The 16,089-nt window shown below is 63.3% G+C and carries 16 protein-coding genes and 1 tRNA gene; 6 read left to right on the top strand and 11 right to left on the bottom strand.

From position 1 onward, the window contains the following. The first annotated feature begins 9 nt into the window (after positions 1 to 9). Complete coding sequence (locus OKW44_RS21530; protein ID WP_018418633.1) at positions 10 to 1,020, top strand: LysR family transcriptional regulator; 1,011 nt, start codon at positions 10 to 12, stop codon at positions 1,018 to 1,020. Between the two features lie 420 nt (positions 1,021 to 1,440). On the opposite strand, the gene OKW44_RS21525 is transcribed toward OKW44_RS21530, so the two are convergent. The 9 genes from OKW44_RS21525 to OKW44_RS21485 form a co-directional block, all read right to left on the bottom strand. Then, positions 1,441 to 1,860, bottom strand: coding sequence for an ExbD/TolR family protein (locus OKW44_RS21525; protein WP_018418632.1), 420 nt, complete (start codon positions 1,858 to 1,860; stop codon positions 1,441 to 1,443). A gap of 16 nt (positions 1,861 to 1,876) precedes the next feature. Continuing rightward, the gene (locus OKW44_RS21520) at positions 1,877 to 2,608 is read right to left on the bottom strand and encodes a MotA/TolQ/ExbB proton channel family protein (protein ID WP_018418631.1); all 732 of its coding nucleotides are present in this window, start codon (positions 2,606 to 2,608) and stop codon (positions 1,877 to 1,879) included. 28 nt (positions 2,609 to 2,636) lie between these two features. Continuing rightward, a complete protein-coding gene (locus OKW44_RS21515; protein ID WP_018418630.1) occupies positions 2,637 to 3,374 on the bottom strand; it encodes an energy transducer TonB in 738 nt (245 codons plus the stop codon). 330 nt (positions 3,375 to 3,704) lie between these two features. Beyond that, the gene (locus OKW44_RS21510; protein ID WP_026225496.1) at positions 3,705 to 3,959 is read right to left on the bottom strand and encodes a (2Fe-2S)-binding protein; all 255 of its coding nucleotides are present in this window, start codon (positions 3,957 to 3,959) and stop codon (positions 3,705 to 3,707) included. 149 nt (positions 3,960 to 4,108) lie between these two features. After that, complete coding sequence (murI, locus tag OKW44_RS21505; RefSeq protein WP_026225495.1) at positions 4,109 to 4,996, bottom strand: glutamate racemase; 888 nt, start codon at positions 4,994 to 4,996, stop codon at positions 4,109 to 4,111. A gap of 164 nt (positions 4,997 to 5,160) precedes the next feature. After that, on the bottom strand, positions 5,161 to 5,640 hold the full coding sequence (gene bfr / locus OKW44_RS21500; RefSeq protein WP_018418627.1) for a bacterioferritin: 480 nt from the start codon (positions 5,638 to 5,640) through the stop codon (positions 5,161 to 5,163). Positions 5,641 to 5,843: 203 nt separating this feature from the next. Beyond that, on the bottom strand, positions 5,844 to 7,367 hold the full coding sequence (locus OKW44_RS21495) for a fumarate hydratase (protein ID WP_018418626.1): 1,524 nt from the start codon (positions 7,365 to 7,367) through the stop codon (positions 5,844 to 5,846). Between the two features lie 51 nt (positions 7,368 to 7,418). Further along, positions 7,419 to 7,988: a TIGR00645 family protein gene (locus OKW44_RS21490; protein ID WP_018418625.1), complete on the bottom strand. Its 570-nt coding sequence runs from the start codon at positions 7,986 to 7,988 to the stop codon at positions 7,419 to 7,421. 208 nt (positions 7,989 to 8,196) lie between these two features. Then, a complete protein-coding gene (locus OKW44_RS21485) occupies positions 8,197 to 9,099 on the bottom strand; it encodes a DMT family transporter (RefSeq protein ID WP_018418624.1) in 903 nt (300 codons plus the stop codon). A gap of 369 nt (positions 9,100 to 9,468) precedes the next feature. On the opposite strand from OKW44_RS21485, the gene acs reads away from it, so the two are divergent. From acs to OKW44_RS21465, 4 genes are all read left to right on the top strand, one after another. After that, the gene (acs, locus tag OKW44_RS21480; protein ID WP_026225494.1) at positions 9,469 to 11,451 is read left to right on the top strand and encodes an acetate--CoA ligase; all 1,983 of its coding nucleotides are present in this window, start codon (positions 9,469 to 9,471) and stop codon (positions 11,449 to 11,451) included. Positions 11,452 to 11,608: 157 nt separating this feature from the next. Beyond that, complete coding sequence (locus OKW44_RS21475; protein WP_026225493.1) at positions 11,609 to 12,037, top strand: DUF4212 domain-containing protein; 429 nt, start codon at positions 11,609 to 11,611, stop codon at positions 12,035 to 12,037. 4 nt (positions 12,038 to 12,041) lie between these two features. Beyond that, entirely contained in the window at positions 12,042 to 14,060 is a 2,019-nt protein-coding gene (locus tag OKW44_RS21470; RefSeq protein ID WP_018418621.1) for a sodium:solute symporter family protein, read from the top strand. Between the two features lie 69 nt (positions 14,061 to 14,129). Continuing rightward, positions 14,130 to 14,220, top strand: a tRNA-Ser gene (locus OKW44_RS21465). 327 nt (positions 14,221 to 14,547) lie between these two features. Here the strand turns inward: OKW44_RS21465 and OKW44_RS21460 are convergent. Next, on the bottom strand, positions 14,548 to 14,853 hold the full coding sequence (locus OKW44_RS21460; RefSeq protein WP_018418620.1) for a hypothetical protein: 306 nt from the start codon (positions 14,851 to 14,853) through the stop codon (positions 14,548 to 14,550). A 9-nt stretch (positions 14,854 to 14,862) separates the two neighbouring features. After that, positions 14,863 to 15,003, bottom strand: coding sequence for a hypothetical protein (locus tag OKW44_RS21455; RefSeq protein ID WP_280783908.1), 141 nt, complete (start codon positions 15,001 to 15,003; stop codon positions 14,863 to 14,865). Positions 15,004 to 15,835: 832 nt separating this feature from the next. On the opposite strand from OKW44_RS21455, the gene OKW44_RS21450 reads away from it, so the two are divergent. Next, complete coding sequence (locus OKW44_RS21450) at positions 15,836 to 16,066, top strand: hypothetical protein (protein ID WP_018418617.1); 231 nt, start codon at positions 15,836 to 15,838, stop codon at positions 16,064 to 16,066. Positions 16,067 to 16,089 lie beyond the last annotated feature (23 nt).

Genomic DNA, 16,089 nt, shown 5'->3' with positions numbered 1-16,089 from the left:
AACGATGAGATGAAGATCGATTCACACAATCTGAACGACCTCATGTACTTTTCGCAGGTCGTCGAACATGGCGGATTTTCGGCCGCCGAGCGGGTGCTGGGCATCTCGAAGTCGCGCCTGTCGCGTCGCCTCACGGAGCTGGAGGCCTCGCTCGGCGTGCGTCTGTTGCAGCGTTCCACGCGCAAGCTCGCGCTGACCGAAGCGGGGCAGCTGTTCTACCAGCACTGTCAGGCGATGCTCAGCGAAGCGCAGGCGGCGGTCAATGTCGTACAGCAGCTGCGCTCGTCGCCGCGCGGCACGGTGCGCGTCAGCGTGCCGGTCACGATCTCGCAGACGATTATGTCGACGATCCTGCCGGAATTCATGCACCGCTTTCCGGAGGTGCGCGTCGTTATGCGCGTGACGAATCGCGTGGTCGATCTGTTCGAGGATTCGATCGACGTCGCACTGCGCGTGCGTTCGGATCCGCCGGAAAGCGCTAACATCGTCGTGCGGCCGCTGTGGCGCACCGAGCAGATGCTGGTCGGCGCGCCGAGCCTGCTGCAGCAGAATGCGCCGCCGCTGACGCCGGCCGATCTGAACCGCTTCGAAACACTCGACGTGCCGACGAGCGACGGCCGCCACGTGTACAACCTGATCTCGCCCGACGGCACGCGCCATGCTCACGAACACGAGCCGCGCCTCGTGACCGCCGATCTGATGACGATTCGCGAGGCGGTGCTCGCCGGCGTCGGCATCGCCGCATTGCCGGAGATGATGTATGGAGCCGCGTTGAGAGCGGGGCAGTTGTCGCCCGTGATGCCGGGCTGGAGTTTTCCGACGCCGCAGTTGTACGCGGTGTTCGTGTCGCGTCAGGGGATGGTGCCGGCCGTGCGCGCGTTCGTCGATTATCTTGTCGAGATGCTCGATCCGGATGAGGGCAAGCACATCATCGGCGAGTGTCCTGAGCGCGCCGAAAAAGCGGCGGCGCAGGGATCGGTGGCGAGGGCTTCCTCCGCTGTGTCGGCGGCGGTTTCATAAGGCTCTGTGGCAAGTCAAGGGGGCACGATGCGCCGCGGGCCGCTAGCGCGCTTCGCAAATCGTTTTTAGCATTTAAGCGCGGCCTGTCATGATTACTTTCAATGGCCGCGTGCTTGAATGCGCGCACACACAGGCATATAGTGAAATCCCTTTCGCTAAGGAGTGTCCTATGCGAAAACTCATGGCCGCTATCATAGCGGGCCTGATAGGGCTGACCGCGTTGTCCGTGTCGACCACGGCCCTCGCATGCGGTGATAAAAGCTATCAGTCTTCGGCCGATGGCAAATGATCCCGCCGCCCGAAGGCGCCGAGTGCGCAAAAAAAGGCCTTCATCCGACGATGAAGGCCTTTTACTTTTTGGCCCTGTTTAAAGGGGTTTTCCCGTGGACGAGCGCGCTGCTCCGCGTGCCACGTTACCGTTTACTTCGCTTTGGGCTGCGTGACGAAACCAATCTTCGTCAGTCCGCCAGCCTGCGCGGCCGACATCACCTGCGCGACCTTCTCGTACGGCACCTTGCGGTCCGCATCGAGATGCAACTCCGGTTGCGGGCTCGCCTGAGCGGCCGCGGCGATCTTCGCGGCGAGCGCCGCATCGTCGACCTTGGCGCTGTCCCACAGCACGTTGCCGTCCGCGTCGATCGATACCGTCACCTGCGCGGGCTTCGTGTCTTCCTTCTGACTGCTCGCGTGCGGCAGATCGATCTTGACCGCGTGACGGATCACCGGAATCGTCACCATGAAGACGATCAGCAGAACCAGCATCACGTCGACGAGCGGCGTCATGTTGATTTCGTTCATCAGGCCGTCGTCATCGTCTCCGGCGAAAGGGCTCATTGCCATTGGAATGCCTCGTCGATCAGTTGGCGCGGGTTGCGAGACGCAGGCCGTCGCCGCGCCTGGTCGACGACAGACGGGCACCCGTTACGAAGAACGCATGCAGCCCGTGCGCGAAGCGGCTCAGCTTCGCGACGATCGCCTTGTTGGCGCGCGTCAGCGCGTTGTAGCCGAGCACGGCCGGAATCGCGACGAACAGACCAAACGCGGTCATGATCAGCGCCTCGCCGACCGGGCCGGCGACCTGGTCGATCGACGACTGGCCGCTCGCGCCGATCGCGAGCAGCGCGTGATAGATGCCCCACACGGTGCCGAACAGGCCGACGAACGGCGCGGTGCTGCCGATCGACGCGAGAATCGCGAGACCGCTCTGCATCCGCGCGACGCTTTCGTCCATCGTGTCCTTCAGGCAGCGCGTGATCCAGTCCGACACGTCCATGCGGTCGTGCAGATGCGGCTGCGTCTGGTGATGATGGTCGGCCGCTTCCTGGCCCGACAGCGCGAGCGCGAGGAACGGGTTGTCATGTGGCGTCGAGGCGCCGCCGCCGAGCTTCTTCACGCCGTCGGCGAGGTCGTCCGAATGCCAGAACGCCTGCTCGGCGTTCTTCGTCAGGCGCTTCAGGCGCATCACGTTCCAGCCTTTGACGACGATCACGCTCCACGACATCACCGACATAATCAATAGCGCGAGCGCGATACCGCGCGTCACGAAATCCCCTTGCGCCCACACGTGTGCCAATCCGTAGTTTTGCATTGCAATTCCCTGTTTTTGAAATCTTGCTTCAGTCGGTCAGATTGAAGTTGAAAGGCTGGGTGTACGCGGCCCTGACGGGCTCGCCGTTCTCGAGATACGGTTTGCAGGCGCTCGCGCGTACGGCGGCGACGGCAGCGTCGTCGAGACGGCTAAAGCCGCTGCTTTTCTTCAACTCGATGTTCTCGAGCTTGCCGCTCAGACCGACGACGAAGTGCACGTACGCGGTGCCGGATTCGCCGCGGCGCCGCGATAGAGCCGGGTATTCGGGCTGGGTGATATTGCAATCGAGGTGCGACACGTTTTTCGGCGCGCTGATTTCCATTGTCGGTTTGCCGATCGCGGGCGCTGCCGCGGCGGGCGGTGTCCCCGGCGCGGCGGGCGCGGGCGGCGTCGGATCGGGCGCCGCGACCGGCGTCGGCGATGGCGCAGCGGCCTGTGGCAACGGAGTTGGCGTCGGCTTGGGCGTGGGAGTCGGCTTTGGCTGGGCTTTCGGCCTCGTATGGACCGGCGGTGTTGGCCGGGGCGGCGGCGGAGCGATCGATTGCAGCGCGACCGGCGCGGCGAGCGGCGCGGGCGGCAGCAGTTCGGCGGTCATCACGTGCGATTCGAGCGCGACCGGCACAGGCTCGTGACGCAGCGTCATGATCACGGCGAGCAGAGCGACGTGAACCGCGGCGACTACGGAAGTGGCCGTCAGCGCGCGGGAATTCGGTCGGGTGGACGACGCCAGCGGGGCGCCGGCGGAAACGGGATGCGGAGCCTGCATGGTCAGTGGGGCAGCGCACCGTGCGGGCGGCGCGTCAGACAGGACATCGTCATGTTCGGAAAATCAGCAGCGAAATGAACAAGGTAATCACGAAACCAATCAGCAATTCCATCTCGAACTCCTTTCGAAGGGGCGCGGGGTAGCTGGCTGGTACGAGTACTGGCTTGCTGACGGCAGTGGGATAACGCAGTACGGCGGACAGTACTGCGGTTGTGTTGCAAACATCCGGCACATTCAACGTCGCATCGAGCGTTACATTAAACGTGCGTGAAGCAGAGGGGGGCTTTTAGACGCACCGACAGGGCTTGCACCGGGCCCTGCTAGCTGAGCTCAGGCTGCCTTGCGCTCGTAGAATGCGACTTGCACGACCTCGGCGACGCTCTGCACCTGCCGATGCTCGACCACGCCGCAACGGCTCGCGCACACGCCGCTTTGCAGCATCACTTCACGCACGGATTCCTCGCATTTGCCGCAGCACGAGGCGACGCCGAGTTCAAACTGCAACTCGTCGAACGAGTCGATGCCGTCCGCAATCGAGGAGCGGATTGTGCGGTCGGATACGGATTTGCAGACACAGACGATCATGGCAGGCGTCATAGCTAACGTTAATGCGAATTATTATCATTTTGTTTGGTTCGTTTGGCAAGTGTCCTATGCGATTTTTTGTAACAAAACCAGTCTCTTAGAATGGATTTCGTTGGCAGGAAGGGCGGGAAGCGCGCCGGTTGCCGGCTCTAGGCGGCGCGAGAATCCGATGCGGCCGTGCGGCGCGACGGTATCGATACCTGCTCGACCGCGGCCTCGATCCGCAGCAGCGTGGCGGCGAGTCGCTGCTGATGGATGCCGTCGTCGGTGGAGTAGAAGCGCGGCAGCGGCGTGATCTCGGCCGACGCGGCGGCGCGCAGGCCGTGCTGCTCGAGCACGCGTTCGAGCTGACGCGCGATCGCCACGCTCGTGTCGATCAGCGCGAGCCGCTCGCCGACGATGTCGCGGATCGCCGCGTCGAGAAAGGGGTAATGGGTGCAGCCTAGCACCAGCGTGTCGGCGCCCGCGTCGAGCATCGGTTCCAGGTAGCTGCGCAGCAGTGCGTGCAGATCGGCAGAGCCGACGTCGCAGCGCTCGACCGCCTGCACGAGCCCGTGGCCGGGCTGGCATAGAAAGCGGCAATCGACGGCGTAGCGTTCGAGCAGCCCCCGGAAGCGGGCGCTGCGCAGTGTCGCCTGGGTCGCCAACACGCCGGCGACGCGGCTTTTCGATTGCAGCGCGGCGGGCTTGACACCCGGTTCGACGCCGACGAGCGGAATCGGCAGCTTTTCGCGCACCAGCGCGATCGACTGCGCGGTTGCCGTATTGCACGCGACCACCAGCGCCTTCGCGCCTTGTGCGGCTAGCCATTCGCCGATGGCCAGCGTGCGGTCGGTGATGAAGTCGTCGTCGCGCTCGCCGTAGGGCGCGTACAGCGAATCGGCGACATACAGCAACGCCTCGTCAGGCAGTTGCGCGCGCACCGCGCGCAGCACGGACAGGCCGCCGAGCCCCGAGTCGAAAATGCCGATCGGCGCCTGCGACGCGGCGCCAGCGGCAACACTGCGGACAGTCGGGGACGGCAAAGGGGCGGGCATAGGCGAAGAAAACGAGCGTGAAGTGGCGGTCGGGGAAAAGGGTGAAACCACGGTGAGGCGCGAACAAGCGCGCAAGTATATCGCCCGTGCGGTACGGTCCGGCGCGAATGCCTGCTGGGCAGGCGTCGTGCCGCTACCGCGCGGGATGCTTCAGCGTGCTTCGATCAGGACTCGACCGAGCCCATCGCGCTTTGCTGGTAGTTCTGGATACCGACCTTGTCGATCAGATCGAGCTGGGTTTCGAGCCAGTCGATGTGCTCTTCGGTGTCGTCGAGAATCTTCGTGAAGATTTCGCGCGAGATGAAATCGCGCACCGATTCGCAGTAGGCAATCGCCTCCTTGCAGGTGCCTTGCGAAATCTGTTCGAGCTTCAGATCGCATTCGAGGATCTCTTTGGTTTCCTCACCGATCAGCAGCTTGTGCAGGTCCTGCAGATTCGGCAGACCGTCGAGCATGAAGATCCGTTCGATCAGCATGTCGGCATGCTTCATTTCGCCGATCGACTCGTCGTACTCGTGCTTGCCGAGCTTGTCGAGGCCCCAGTGACCGTACATTCGGGCATGCAGGAAGTATTGATTGATCGCGGTCAGTTCGTTCTTCAACTGCGCGTTCAGATATTCGATGACCTTCTTGTCGCCTTGCATGTTATTTCCTTTTCCGGGGACCTTGAATTTCCGACAACAATAAACGTCATGTCCAAAAAAGCCAAGAAATCCGATACAACTTTTGGCGGCGTTGGCGGCCTCGTGCGTGCGGCGCCTTGCGCATGCATGACGCACGGAAAGAAAAAGCCGGGATCGCGGCCCCGGCTTTTCGACTGACCTCGAGTAGCGTTAATCGCGACTCATCAAGCCGTGGCGACCGGAATCTTGCCGATCCTGGCTTGCCATTCCTTCGGGCCGGTCTGGTGCACGGAGGTGCCGTTCGAATCGACGGCGACCGTGACCGGCATGTCCTGTACGTCGAACTCGTAGATCGCTTCCATGCCGAGGTCTTCGAACGCGAGCACCTTCGCGCTGCGGATCGCCTTCGACACGAGGTACGCGGCACCGCCGACGGCCATCAGATACGCGGCCTTGTGCTTCCTGATCGCCTCGATCGCGACCGGGCCGCGCTCGGCCTTGCCGATCATCGAAATGAGGCCCGTTTGCGCGAGCATCGTCTCGGTGAACTTGTCCATCCGCGTCGCAGTGGTCGGGCCCGCCGGGCCGACCGCTTCGTCGCGCACCGGATCGACCGGGCCGACGTAGTAGATCACGCGGTTCGTGAAATCGACCGGCAGCTTCTCGCCCTTCGCGAGCATGTCGGCGATGCGCTTGTGCGCGGCGTCGCGGCCCGTCAACATCTTGCCCGACAGCAGCAGCGTCTGGCCCGGCTTCCAGCCCGCCACTTCTTCCGGCGTCAGCGTGTTGAGGTCGACGCGCTTGCTGGTTTCCGTGTTCGGTTCCCAGTGCACCTTCGGCCATGCGTCGAGCGACGGCGCTTCGAGCTTGGCGACGCCCGAACCGTCGAGCGTGAAGTGCGCGTGGCGCGTCGCCGCGCAGTTCGGAATGATCGCGATCGGCTTGGATGCGGCGTGCGTCGGCGCGGCCATGATCTTCACGTCGAGAACAGTGGATAGACCCCCGAGGCCCTGCGCGCCGATACCGAGTGCGTTGACCTTCTCGTGCAGCTCGACGCGCAGTTCTTCGATCCAGTCCTTCGGGCCGCGCGCGATCACGTCCTGAATGTCGATCGGGTCCATCAGCGATTCCTTCGCCATCACCATCGCTTTCTCAGCGGTGCCGCCGATGCCGATGCCGAGCATGCCCGGCGGGCACCAGCCCGCGCCCATCGTCGGCACGGTCTTCAGGATCCAGTCGACGATCGAGTCCGACGGGTTCAGCATCGCGAACTTGGACTTGTTCTCCGAGCCGCCGCCCTTGGCCGCGACCTGCACGTCGACGGTGTTACCCGGCACGATCTCGTAGTGGATCACGGCCGGCGTGTTGTCCCTGGTGTTCTTGCGCGCGCCTTCGGGCGGGCTCACGATCGATGCGCGCAGCACGTTGTCCGGATTCAGATAGCCGCGGCGCACGCCTTCGTTGATCATGTCGGTGACGCTCATCGTGGCGCCGTCCCAACGCACGTCCATACCGACCTTCACGAACACCGTGACGATGCCAGTGTCCTGGCAGATCGGGCGCTTGCCTTCGGCGCACATGCGGCTGTTGGTCAGGATCTGCGCGATCGCGTCCTTCGCTGCGGGGCTCTGTTCGAGCTCGTACGCGCGGCCGAGCGCTTCGATGTAGTCGAGCGGATGGTAGTAGCTGATGTACTGCAGCGAATCAGCGATGCTCTGAATCAGGTCTTCCTGTTTGATGACGGTCATGGCTAGCTCAGTGGGGATTGACGCTTGTTGTCGGATCGCAGCGCGGTGCGGTCAGTCTTGCGCCTTCATGGGAGTGGAAATTCTGGTGCCACCCACGGCGTGCAAGGCCGCGGGCTCTTCGAGATGCTTGGGGTGCGTGTGCGTGGTGAGGCGGTCGACGAACGCCATCACGAGCGCGGATACGAGGAAAGCGACATGGATGATCACCTGCCACATGATCGTGTGCGTGGTGTTCTGGTCGGGGCTGATGAAGGTCTTCAGCAGATGGATCGACGAGATGCTGATCAGCGCCATCGACAGCTTCACTTTCAGCACGCCGGCGTTCACGTGATCGAGCCATTCCGGTTCGTCCGGATGACCGTCGAGGCCGAGTCGCGATACAAACGTTTCATACGCGCCGATGATCACCATGATCAGCAGGTTCGAGATCATCACCACGTCGATCAGGCCCAGCACGACGAGCATGATGCTGGTTTCGTCGAGCTTCATCGAGTCGGTGACCAGATGCCAGACTTCCTTCAGGAATAACACGACGTAGACCGCCTGCGCGACGATCAGCCCGAGGTACAGCGGCACCTGCAGCCAGCGGCTCATGAAAACGAGGTGGGGCAGCGCGCGCATGGGGCGGCGCGGACGGGCGGAGGCGGGTCGCGAAGCGGACATAGGCAACGGTCAATGAAGCGCGGGTGACGGAACACGGGGGCCAGGCGCCGACGGCGGTGCGGGGCGCGGCCGTCGAAGGGGCGCGAGACTCGCGTCAGGCGCGCCATTGTACAGCGTCGGTCGAATCTGCTGCTTTGCGGCGGGCAGCGCGCCCGCCACACCAGAATTACGATGCGATCGGCGGCACGCTGCGCGCCTTCAGGCTCGCGAGGCCGATACCGGCGACCACGCAGGCAAGCGCGATGCCGTGCGCAAGCGTGGGCCGCTCGCCGAGGAACACGATGCCGTAGAGTGCCGCGGCGACCGGCAGCACGGCGCTAAACACGCCGGCAAGACTGCCTGGCACGTGACGGATGCCTTTCATCCACAGCCAGAACGAGAAGATGCTGGCCGACAGCCCATACCACAGCACCAGCATCCAGACGCTCGACGGCACCGCGCGATAGTCGAAATGCGCGAGCGCGCCGGCGCCGAGCGGCAGCATCAGCAGCAGGCCGAACAGATGCGTGTACGCGCAGATGTCGATCGGCGCGAGCGTTTGCGTGAGACGACGCGACAGGATGATGTACAGCGATTCGCAGCACACGGCGCCAAGCACCATGAAGTTGCCCGCGAGCGAGCCGGCGCCGGCCGTCGCATTCGCGCCCGTTTCGACGTGCGCGACATTGATGACGACGACGCCGACGATCGCCAGCACGATCGACGCGAGCGCGCGGCCATCCGGCCGCTCCTTCAGGATCAGCCACGACAGCAGCGCGACGACCGCCGGAATCGTGCTCGTGATCACGCCGGCCGCGACCGCGCTCGTGCGCGCGACGCCGTTGAGCATCAGCAGGGTGAAGCCGAAGGTGCCGAATAGCGCCTGCAAAAACAGGTTGATCCATTCGTCGCGTTTGACGCGCCGCAGTTTGGTCACACGCAGTAGTGGCCAGAGCACGACCATCGCGATCACGAAACGCAGCAGCGCGAACAGCGGGACGGGGACGAAGGCGACGATCGATTTACCGATTCCGACATTGCTGCCGACCAGCAGCATCGAGGTAATGAGAAGCAGGGCGTAGCGATTCAAGCTGGAATCCGGACGGCTAGTTCAGTTAGCATTGTAAGAGGCCGTGCAAGAGAGCGTAAAGGCGGGCGCCTCTCGTCTGATCAACGCGTGGCCGCGTCGACGGCGTTCGCGATCTAAGGGTTTTCGCTTGCAGATCAACATGATGCGCGTAAGTGGCCGGTAAGTTGCAGCGCTTATGGTTAAGCCTCAACGCTGGATACGATTGAGCAGAGCGCCCGCCTGCAGGAATGTTGCGATGCCGCACGCACACGCGTCGGACGGCATCGCGGTGGGACCCAGCGCCGCTCGTGGCGGCTCGAACAGGATAAGGCCCGCGCCCGACGCGCGCCGGTACAGGTTTTACGTTTCATCTTCACCAAGGGGTTGTCGATGTCTGCGATTGAATCGGTTCTTCAGGAACGCCGCGTTTTTCCGCCCTCCGCTGACACTGCGAAAGGTGCCACAATCTGCGGCATGGACGCGTACCGGGCGCTCGCCGCCGAAGCGGAGCGCGACTACGAAGGCTTCTGGGGGCGTCTCGCGAAGGAGACGCTGAGTTGGCACAAGCCGTTTACGAAGGTGCTCGACGAATCGAAGGCGCCGTTCTATACGTGGTTCGAAGACGGCCAGCTGAACGCGTCGTATAACAGCATCGACCGTCACGTCGAGGCCGGCAACGGCGAGCGCGTCGCGATCGTGTTCGAAGCCGACGACGGTACCGTCACCAACGTCACCTATCAGGATCTGCTGCGACGCGTATCGCGCTTCGCGAATGCGCTGAAAAAACGCGGCGTGAAGAAAGGCGACCCGGTCGTCATCTATATGCCGATGTCGATCGAGGGCATCGTCGCGATGCAGGCGTGCGCGCGGATCGGCGCGACGCACTCGGTCGTGTTCGGCGGCTTCTCGTCGAAGTCGCTCAACGAGCGGCTCGTCGACGTCGGCGCGGTCGCGCTGATCACGTCGGACGAACAGATGCGCGGCGGCAAGGCCTTGCCGCTGAAGAACATCGCCGACGAAGCGCTCGCGCTCGGCGGCTGCGAGAAGGTCAGGAGCGTGATCGTGTACCAGCGCACCGGCGGCAAGGTCGCGTGGGACGCAGGGCGCGACCTGTGGATGCACGAACTCACGCATGGCGAGTCGGACCAGTGCGCGCCCGAATGGGTCGACGCCGAGCATCCGCTCTTCATCCTCTATACGTCGGGCTCGACCGGCAAGCCGAAGGGCGTGCAGCACAGCACCGGCGGCTATCTGCTGTGGGCTGCGCAAACGCTGAAGTGGACCTTCGACTGGCGCCCCTCCGACGTGTTCTGGTGTACCGCCGACATCGGCTGGATCACCGGCCATAGCTACATTACGTACGGGCCGCTCACGCTTGGCGGCACCCAGGTCGTGTTCGAGGGCGTGCCGACCTATCCGGACGCCGGGCGCTTCTGGCAGATGATCGCGAAGCACAGGGTCACGCTGTTCTATACGGCTCCTACTGCGATCCGCTCGCTGATCAAGGCCTCCGAGGCCGACGCTAAAGTGCATCCGAAGAGCTACGACCTGTCGACGTTGCGCATCATCGGCACGGTCGGCGAACCGATCAATCCGGAAGCGTGGGTGTGGTACTACGAGAACGTCGGCGGCCGCCGCTGTCCGATCGTCGATACGTGGTGGCAGACGGAGACCGGCGGCCACATGATCGCGCCGATGCCGGGCGCGACGCCGCTCGTGCCGGGTTCGTGCACGCTGCCGCTGCCGGGCATCATGGCCGCGGTCGTCGACGAAACCGGGCAGGACGTGCCGAACGGGCAGGGCGGCATTCTGGTGATCAAGCGCCCGTGGCCGGCGATGCTGCGCAACGTGTGGGGCGATCCGGACCGCTACAAGAAGAGCTACTTCCCCGACGAGCTCGGCGGCAAGCTCTACCTCGCCGGCGACGGCGCGGTGCGCGACAAGGAGACCGGCTACTTCACGATCATGGGCCGCATCGACGACGTGCTGAACGTGTCGGGCCATCGGCTCGGCACGATGGAGATCGAGTCGGCACTGGTGGCCAATCCGCTCGTTGCGGAAGCCGCCGTGGTGGGCCGCCCCGATGCGACGACCGGCGAGGCGGTGTGCGCGTTCGTGGTGCTCAAGCGTGCGCGTCCGCAAGGCGAAGAGGCCGTGAAGCTCGCGAACGACCTGCGCAACTGGGTCGGCAAGGAGATCGGTCCGATCGCGAAGCCGAAGGACATCCGCTTCGGCGAGAACCTGCCGAAGACGCGTTCGGGCAAGATCATGCGTCGTCTGTTGCGTTCGCTCGCGAAGGGTGAGGAAATCACCCAGGACGTGTCGACGCTGGAAAACCCGGCGATTCTCGATCAGCTCGGCGAGTCGATTTAAAGCGTTGTAAGCGGGTCTGCGCGGACGGCGGCGGTGTGTCGATCGACATGCTTGCGGGCACGCCGCGCAAACCCGTCATTCGAGCGGACGGGTTGCATCGCGGCGTTGCGCGGACAATCCCAATTGCCTCGCCGATGCCTTTTTGATACATAGGCGCATGACCGCGCCGCACCTATCCTCCCACGCCACGTTGAACCCCCCGCCCGAACCGCCACCGGTCTCGGCGGCGATGGCGCTCGCGCATCGCAAGTACTGGCGTTTCAACCTCGCGCTGATCGCGGTGCTGATGACGCTTGGCTTCTTCGTCTCCTTCGTCGTGCCATTGCTGGCGCCCGCGCTCGCGCAGGTGCACGCAGGCGGCTTCAGGCTGCCGTTCTACTTTGGCGCACAAGGCGCGATCCTGATCTACCTCGCGTTGATCGTCGTCTATATCGTGCTGATGCAGCGCGCCGATCGTCAGTTGCAGCACGCGTTCGAAGCGGATTCGCAGCGCGATGCGGCAAGTGGTCCCGCCGCGGATTCCACCAGCGGCGCGAACGATGACGTCAAGATCGACACAGACGCGCCGGCCGCGCGCGGGCGCTGAGCCGATGAAGCTCACGCATCGGCTGATCCGCTCGTACGCGCTCTATACGCTCGGCTTTCTGCTGTTCGTCTACGTGATGTGGCGCATCGAGCGCAGCACCGGTCCTGGGGTGTGGATCGGCTATGTGTTCCTGTTCGTGCCGATCGCGGTGTATGCGGTGATCGGCGTGCTGTCGCGCACGTCCGACCTGGTCGAATACTACGTGGCGGGGCGGCGCGTGCCGTCGGCGTTCAACGGCATGGCGGCCGCGGCTGACTGGTTGTCGGCCGCATCGTTCATCGGTCTCGCCGGCTCGATCTACGCGACCGGCTACGACGGCCTCGCGTACCTGATGGGTTGGACCGGCGGCTATTGCCTCGTCGCGTTCCTGCTCGCGCCGTATGTGCGCAAGCTCGCGCGCTACACGATTCCCGATTTTCTCGGCACGCGCTATTCGAGCAACGCGGTGCGCGGCCTCGCGGCGCTCGCCGCGATCCTGTGCTCGTTCGTTTATCTGGTCGCGCAGATCCAGGGCGTCGGGCTGATCGCGACGCGCTTTATCGGCGTCGATTTCGCGGTCGGCATTTTCTGCGGGCTCGCGGGCATTCTGGTCTGCTCGTTTCTGGGCGGCATGCGTGCCGTTACCTGGACCCAGGTCGCACAGTACATCATCCTGATCCTCGCAATGCTGATACCGGTATCGATGATCGCGCACAAGGACGGCCTCGGCTGGGTGCCGCAATTCAGCTATGGGCGCCTGATGGAGCGCATGGAAGGGCTCGAGAAACAGGTGCGCGACGCGCCGCTCGAGGAGCGCGTGCGCGACGACTATCGACGCCGCGCCGCGTTGATGCAACTGCGGCTCGATACGCTGCCGCAATCGTTCATCGACGAAAAGCGGCGGCTCACGCAGGAGGTCGGCGATCTGCGCCGCCATAACGGTCCGTTGCGCGAGATCAAGGAGCGCGAGCGCGCGCTCGAACAGTTTCCGCGCGATGCCGCCGCCGCGCAGATCGTCTGGAGTCAGAAGCGCGACGACATGCTGATGCGGGCGACCGCGCCAGTGCCGATGCAGGAACCGTTTCCTGCTGTCGGTGATGAAGACCGGAGCACGCATGCGCGTAACTTTCTATCGCTGCTGCTGTGTCTGTCGCTTGGCACGGCGAGCTTGCCGCATATCCTGACGCGCTATAATACGACGACTTCGGTGGCGTCGGCGCGCCGCTCGGTCGGCTGGACGCTTTTTTTCGTCGCGCTGTTCTATCTGACCGTGCCGGTGCTGGCGGTGCTGATCAAGTACGAGATCCTGTCGAATCTGGTCGGCCATCATTTCGCCGATCTGCCGCAGTGGCTAATGCAATGGCGCAAGGTCGAACCGAGCCTGATCAGCCTCGCCGATACGAACGGCGACGGTATCGTGCGCTGGAGCGAGATCCAGATGCAGCCCGATATGGTCGTGCTCGCGGCGCCCGAGATCGCGGGGCTGCCGTATGTGATGTCGGGCTTGATCGCGGCGGGGGCGCTCGCGGCGGCGCTATCGACCGCGGATGGTCTGCTGCTGACGATCGCGAACGCGCTATCGCACGACGTGTACTACCACATGATCGATCCGAACGCGTCGAGCCAGCGGCGCGTGACGATCTCGAAGATTCTGCTGCTGGGTGTCGCATTGTTCGCGTCGTACGTGGCGTCGCTGAATACGGGGAATATTCTGTTTCTGGTCGGGGCGGCGTTTTCTCTGGCGGCGTCGAGTCTGTTTCCGGCGCTCGTGCTCGGCGTGTTCTGGAAACGCACGACGCGGCTCGGCGCGGTGGGGGGGATGGTCGCCGGGCTCGTCGTGTGCATCTACTACATCGTGTCGACGTATCCGTTCTTCACGCAGATGACGGGATTCACAGGTGCGCGCTGGTTTGGCATTGAGCCGATCAGTTCAGGCGTGTTCGGCGTGCCGGCGGGTTTTCTCGTGGCGATCGGGGTGAGTTTGATCGATCGAAAGGCGGACGCTTATACGATCGCGCTGGTCGACTATATCCGGCATCCGTAGGCGGTTTGCGCGGGGCTTTGGCCAGGGTGTGGCGCAGGGCGCGAAGTTTGCTATAATTCGGCTCCCGCCGGAGAGATGGATGAGCGGTTTAAGTCGCACGCCTGGAAAGCGTGTATAGGTTAATAGCCTATCCGGGGTTCGAATCCCCGTCTCTCCGCCAGGATATCAATGAATACGGGCCTCTCGGCCCGTTTTTCGTTTCTACCCACCAAACAACCCACCATACGCCAAACTGTGGTTGCGGGTCGTGGCCCGTCGGTACAGGGGTCGGCGCACGCCACGTTGCCACCATGGGTTGAAACCATCCCGTTTGCATTGAGCATTGGCGGCGACACGCGCGCGCGTGATACCTGTTGCCGTTGCCGACTTCGCGGAACGCCGCCTGGGTCCCGGCCGGCAATGCCAACTCCCGGCGGCCATGCAACCGGTCAGGTTCGGAGGCAATCGTCTGCCTGAATCGCCATTCGGCTGCGGAGTCTGGAACCGCTCATCTGATGAAGCCGCGCTTCCTTCTCTCTCCTTCGATCCGCTTCATTTCGCCCATCCAGTACGCTTGTTGTACGGCGTCGTCAGCTCTCATCGCGAGTAGCGCCTGGAGTCGCGCTTCTTTCTCGGCTCGCACAAGATCTGCCTTCGCGCGAAGCATTTCAAGATCGCCATAGTCCACGGGTTTATAGACTCCACCCAGTCCGGAGTGAGCATAGATTGCGTATATCTCGTGGGCGATGATGGCTGCCTGGTCGGGATCCATACCTTCGACCTCCAGCGCAAGTACGAACTTGTGCGTGTCCATGCAACCTCCTTATCGGGTTAGGGCCTGCCACTGGTGCGTGGCCGGATGACCGCGTTGCATCGCCGGCGCGACCGTGTAAAGCAGCACGAGAAACGACAGGCCAACCAAAGCGCACATCGGCCATGCGAACCAGCGGATGAATCGGTCCACTCGTTTATCGGCTCTTTAAGTCTGCGATCTTGTTCCTCGCGCTGGTGCTCCCATCGCTCGCGGTCCTCGCGCACTTGTCGCGCAAAATCTGACGCGCCCATGTTTCTCCCGATGCCTTAAGCGACGGTCAACTCGAACGCGGACGCGCCCGGGAGTGCGGGCTCGGTCCTCTGTCGCAGATCATGCGCAGCGGCAGGCGTCACCGGCGTAGAGGACGCCGCTGCCGCGCAAGCTGTAGCGGTCATCCTCAGCCTGGCGCCGTTGACCATGGCCGTAAAAAAGATCTCCGCTCTCGTTACGGGAACTCCGGGAGATTGCGCGACTGCTTGATCGCTTCGGAACCGTACTCCGCAATCTATGGCCGGTTCACCGTTTCCGGCGGACATTTCATAGATAGAACAAACGGTGCCTCGTCGCCGGTGAAACTGTCCAGGTGGCTCAGTTCTCATCGAGACTGGGCAACTGCCCTGTCGCTACCGCACGTACCAGCATCGCCAATCTGAGCTGACGCCGCGCGGCCTGATTTTCGAGCAGCTCATCGTTTTCTGCGCTCGACGAAGTGCTGCATGAGGAAAATCACAAATTGAAAAATTTCCGGGGGAACACATCATCGTTACCCGTATGCCACACAGCCGGTCCTGCTTGGAATCTGTTCCCGCCAATTGCGACGATAAGTGTGTGCTGCCGCATTGATCAGCCAAGACGGTGGGTGCACATTGCGTGGCAAGGCAGACCGCATCGCAATGCCTGGACATCGACAGCACAATATCGCGGTCCCGCCAGATCGTTCGACCGTAAGGAAGGTACCGACCCAAATGCGTCAAACACATTCATGCGCAAGATTTTCCTTGAACTGCCCGGCAAGGCGCTGCTGAATCAGCCCAGCCTCGGCGACGAATACACGATCACGGTAACCCGGCCGGATGGCTTCGCGTGTACTGACGACGAGGCGCGCTTGATCCTCGTCGAGTGCTTGCGCCAGGGACCCCGCAGGAGACGCAAGGCCAAAGGATCAGAGCAACAGCAACTGGAAGCGCGAGGCCAGATGCGCCTTGTGGACTGAAGCCGCTTGTCGACAAGCGACGC

Source organism: Paraburkholderia lebeckiae (genome assembly GCF_050436325.1).
GTDB classification, from domain to species: Bacteria; Pseudomonadota; Gammaproteobacteria; order Burkholderiales; family Burkholderiaceae; genus Paraburkholderia; species Paraburkholderia tuberum.
Note: the sequence above shows the minus strand (reverse complement) of the source record. Positions and strands in the feature narration are given on the sequence as shown.

Excerpts from the sequence above, each read along its gene's own strand:
- acs (WP_026225494.1), top strand. The coding sequence starts at position 9,469 with ATGTCTGCGATTGAATCGGTTCTTCAGGAACGCCGCGTTTTTCCGCCC.
- OKW44_RS21460 (WP_018418620.1), bottom strand. The coding sequence starts at position 14,853 with ATGGACACGCACAAGTTCGTACTTGCGCTGGAGGTCGAAGGTATGGAT.
- bfr (WP_018418627.1), bottom strand. The coding sequence starts at position 5,640 with ATGCAAGGCGACAAGAAGGTCATCGAATATCTGAACGCGCAGTTGAAG.
- OKW44_RS21525 (WP_018418632.1), bottom strand. The coding sequence starts at position 1,860 with ATGGCAATGAGCCCTTTCGCCGGAGACGATGACGACGGCCTGATGAAC.
- OKW44_RS21520 (WP_018418631.1), bottom strand. The coding sequence starts at position 2,608 with ATGCAAAACTACGGATTGGCACACGTGTGGGCGCAAGGGGATTTCGTG.
- OKW44_RS21450 (WP_018418617.1), top strand. The coding sequence starts at position 15,836 with ATGCGCAAGATTTTCCTTGAACTGCCCGGCAAGGCGCTGCTGAATCAG.
- OKW44_RS21515 (WP_018418630.1), bottom strand. The coding sequence starts at position 3,374 with ATGCAGGCTCCGCATCCCGTTTCCGCCGGCGCCCCGCTGGCGTCGTCC.
- OKW44_RS21530 (WP_018418633.1), top strand. The coding sequence starts at position 10 with ATGAAGATCGATTCACACAATCTGAACGACCTCATGTACTTTTCGCAG.
- OKW44_RS21495 (WP_018418626.1), bottom strand. The coding sequence starts at position 7,367 with ATGACCGTCATCAAACAGGAAGACCTGATTCAGAGCATCGCTGATTCG.
- OKW44_RS21475 (WP_026225493.1), top strand. The coding sequence starts at position 11,609 with ATGACCGCGCCGCACCTATCCTCCCACGCCACGTTGAACCCCCCGCCC.
- OKW44_RS21510 (WP_026225496.1), bottom strand. The coding sequence starts at position 3,959 with ATGATCGTCTGTGTCTGCAAATCCGTATCCGACCGCACAATCCGCTCC.
- OKW44_RS21470 (WP_018418621.1), top strand. The coding sequence starts at position 12,042 with ATGAAGCTCACGCATCGGCTGATCCGCTCGTACGCGCTCTATACGCTC.
- murI (WP_026225495.1), bottom strand. The coding sequence starts at position 4,996 with ATGCCCGCCCCTTTGCCGTCCCCGACTGTCCGCAGTGTTGCCGCTGGC.
- OKW44_RS21490 (WP_018418625.1), bottom strand. The coding sequence starts at position 7,988 with ATGCGCGCGCTGCCCCACCTCGTTTTCATGAGCCGCTGGCTGCAGGTG.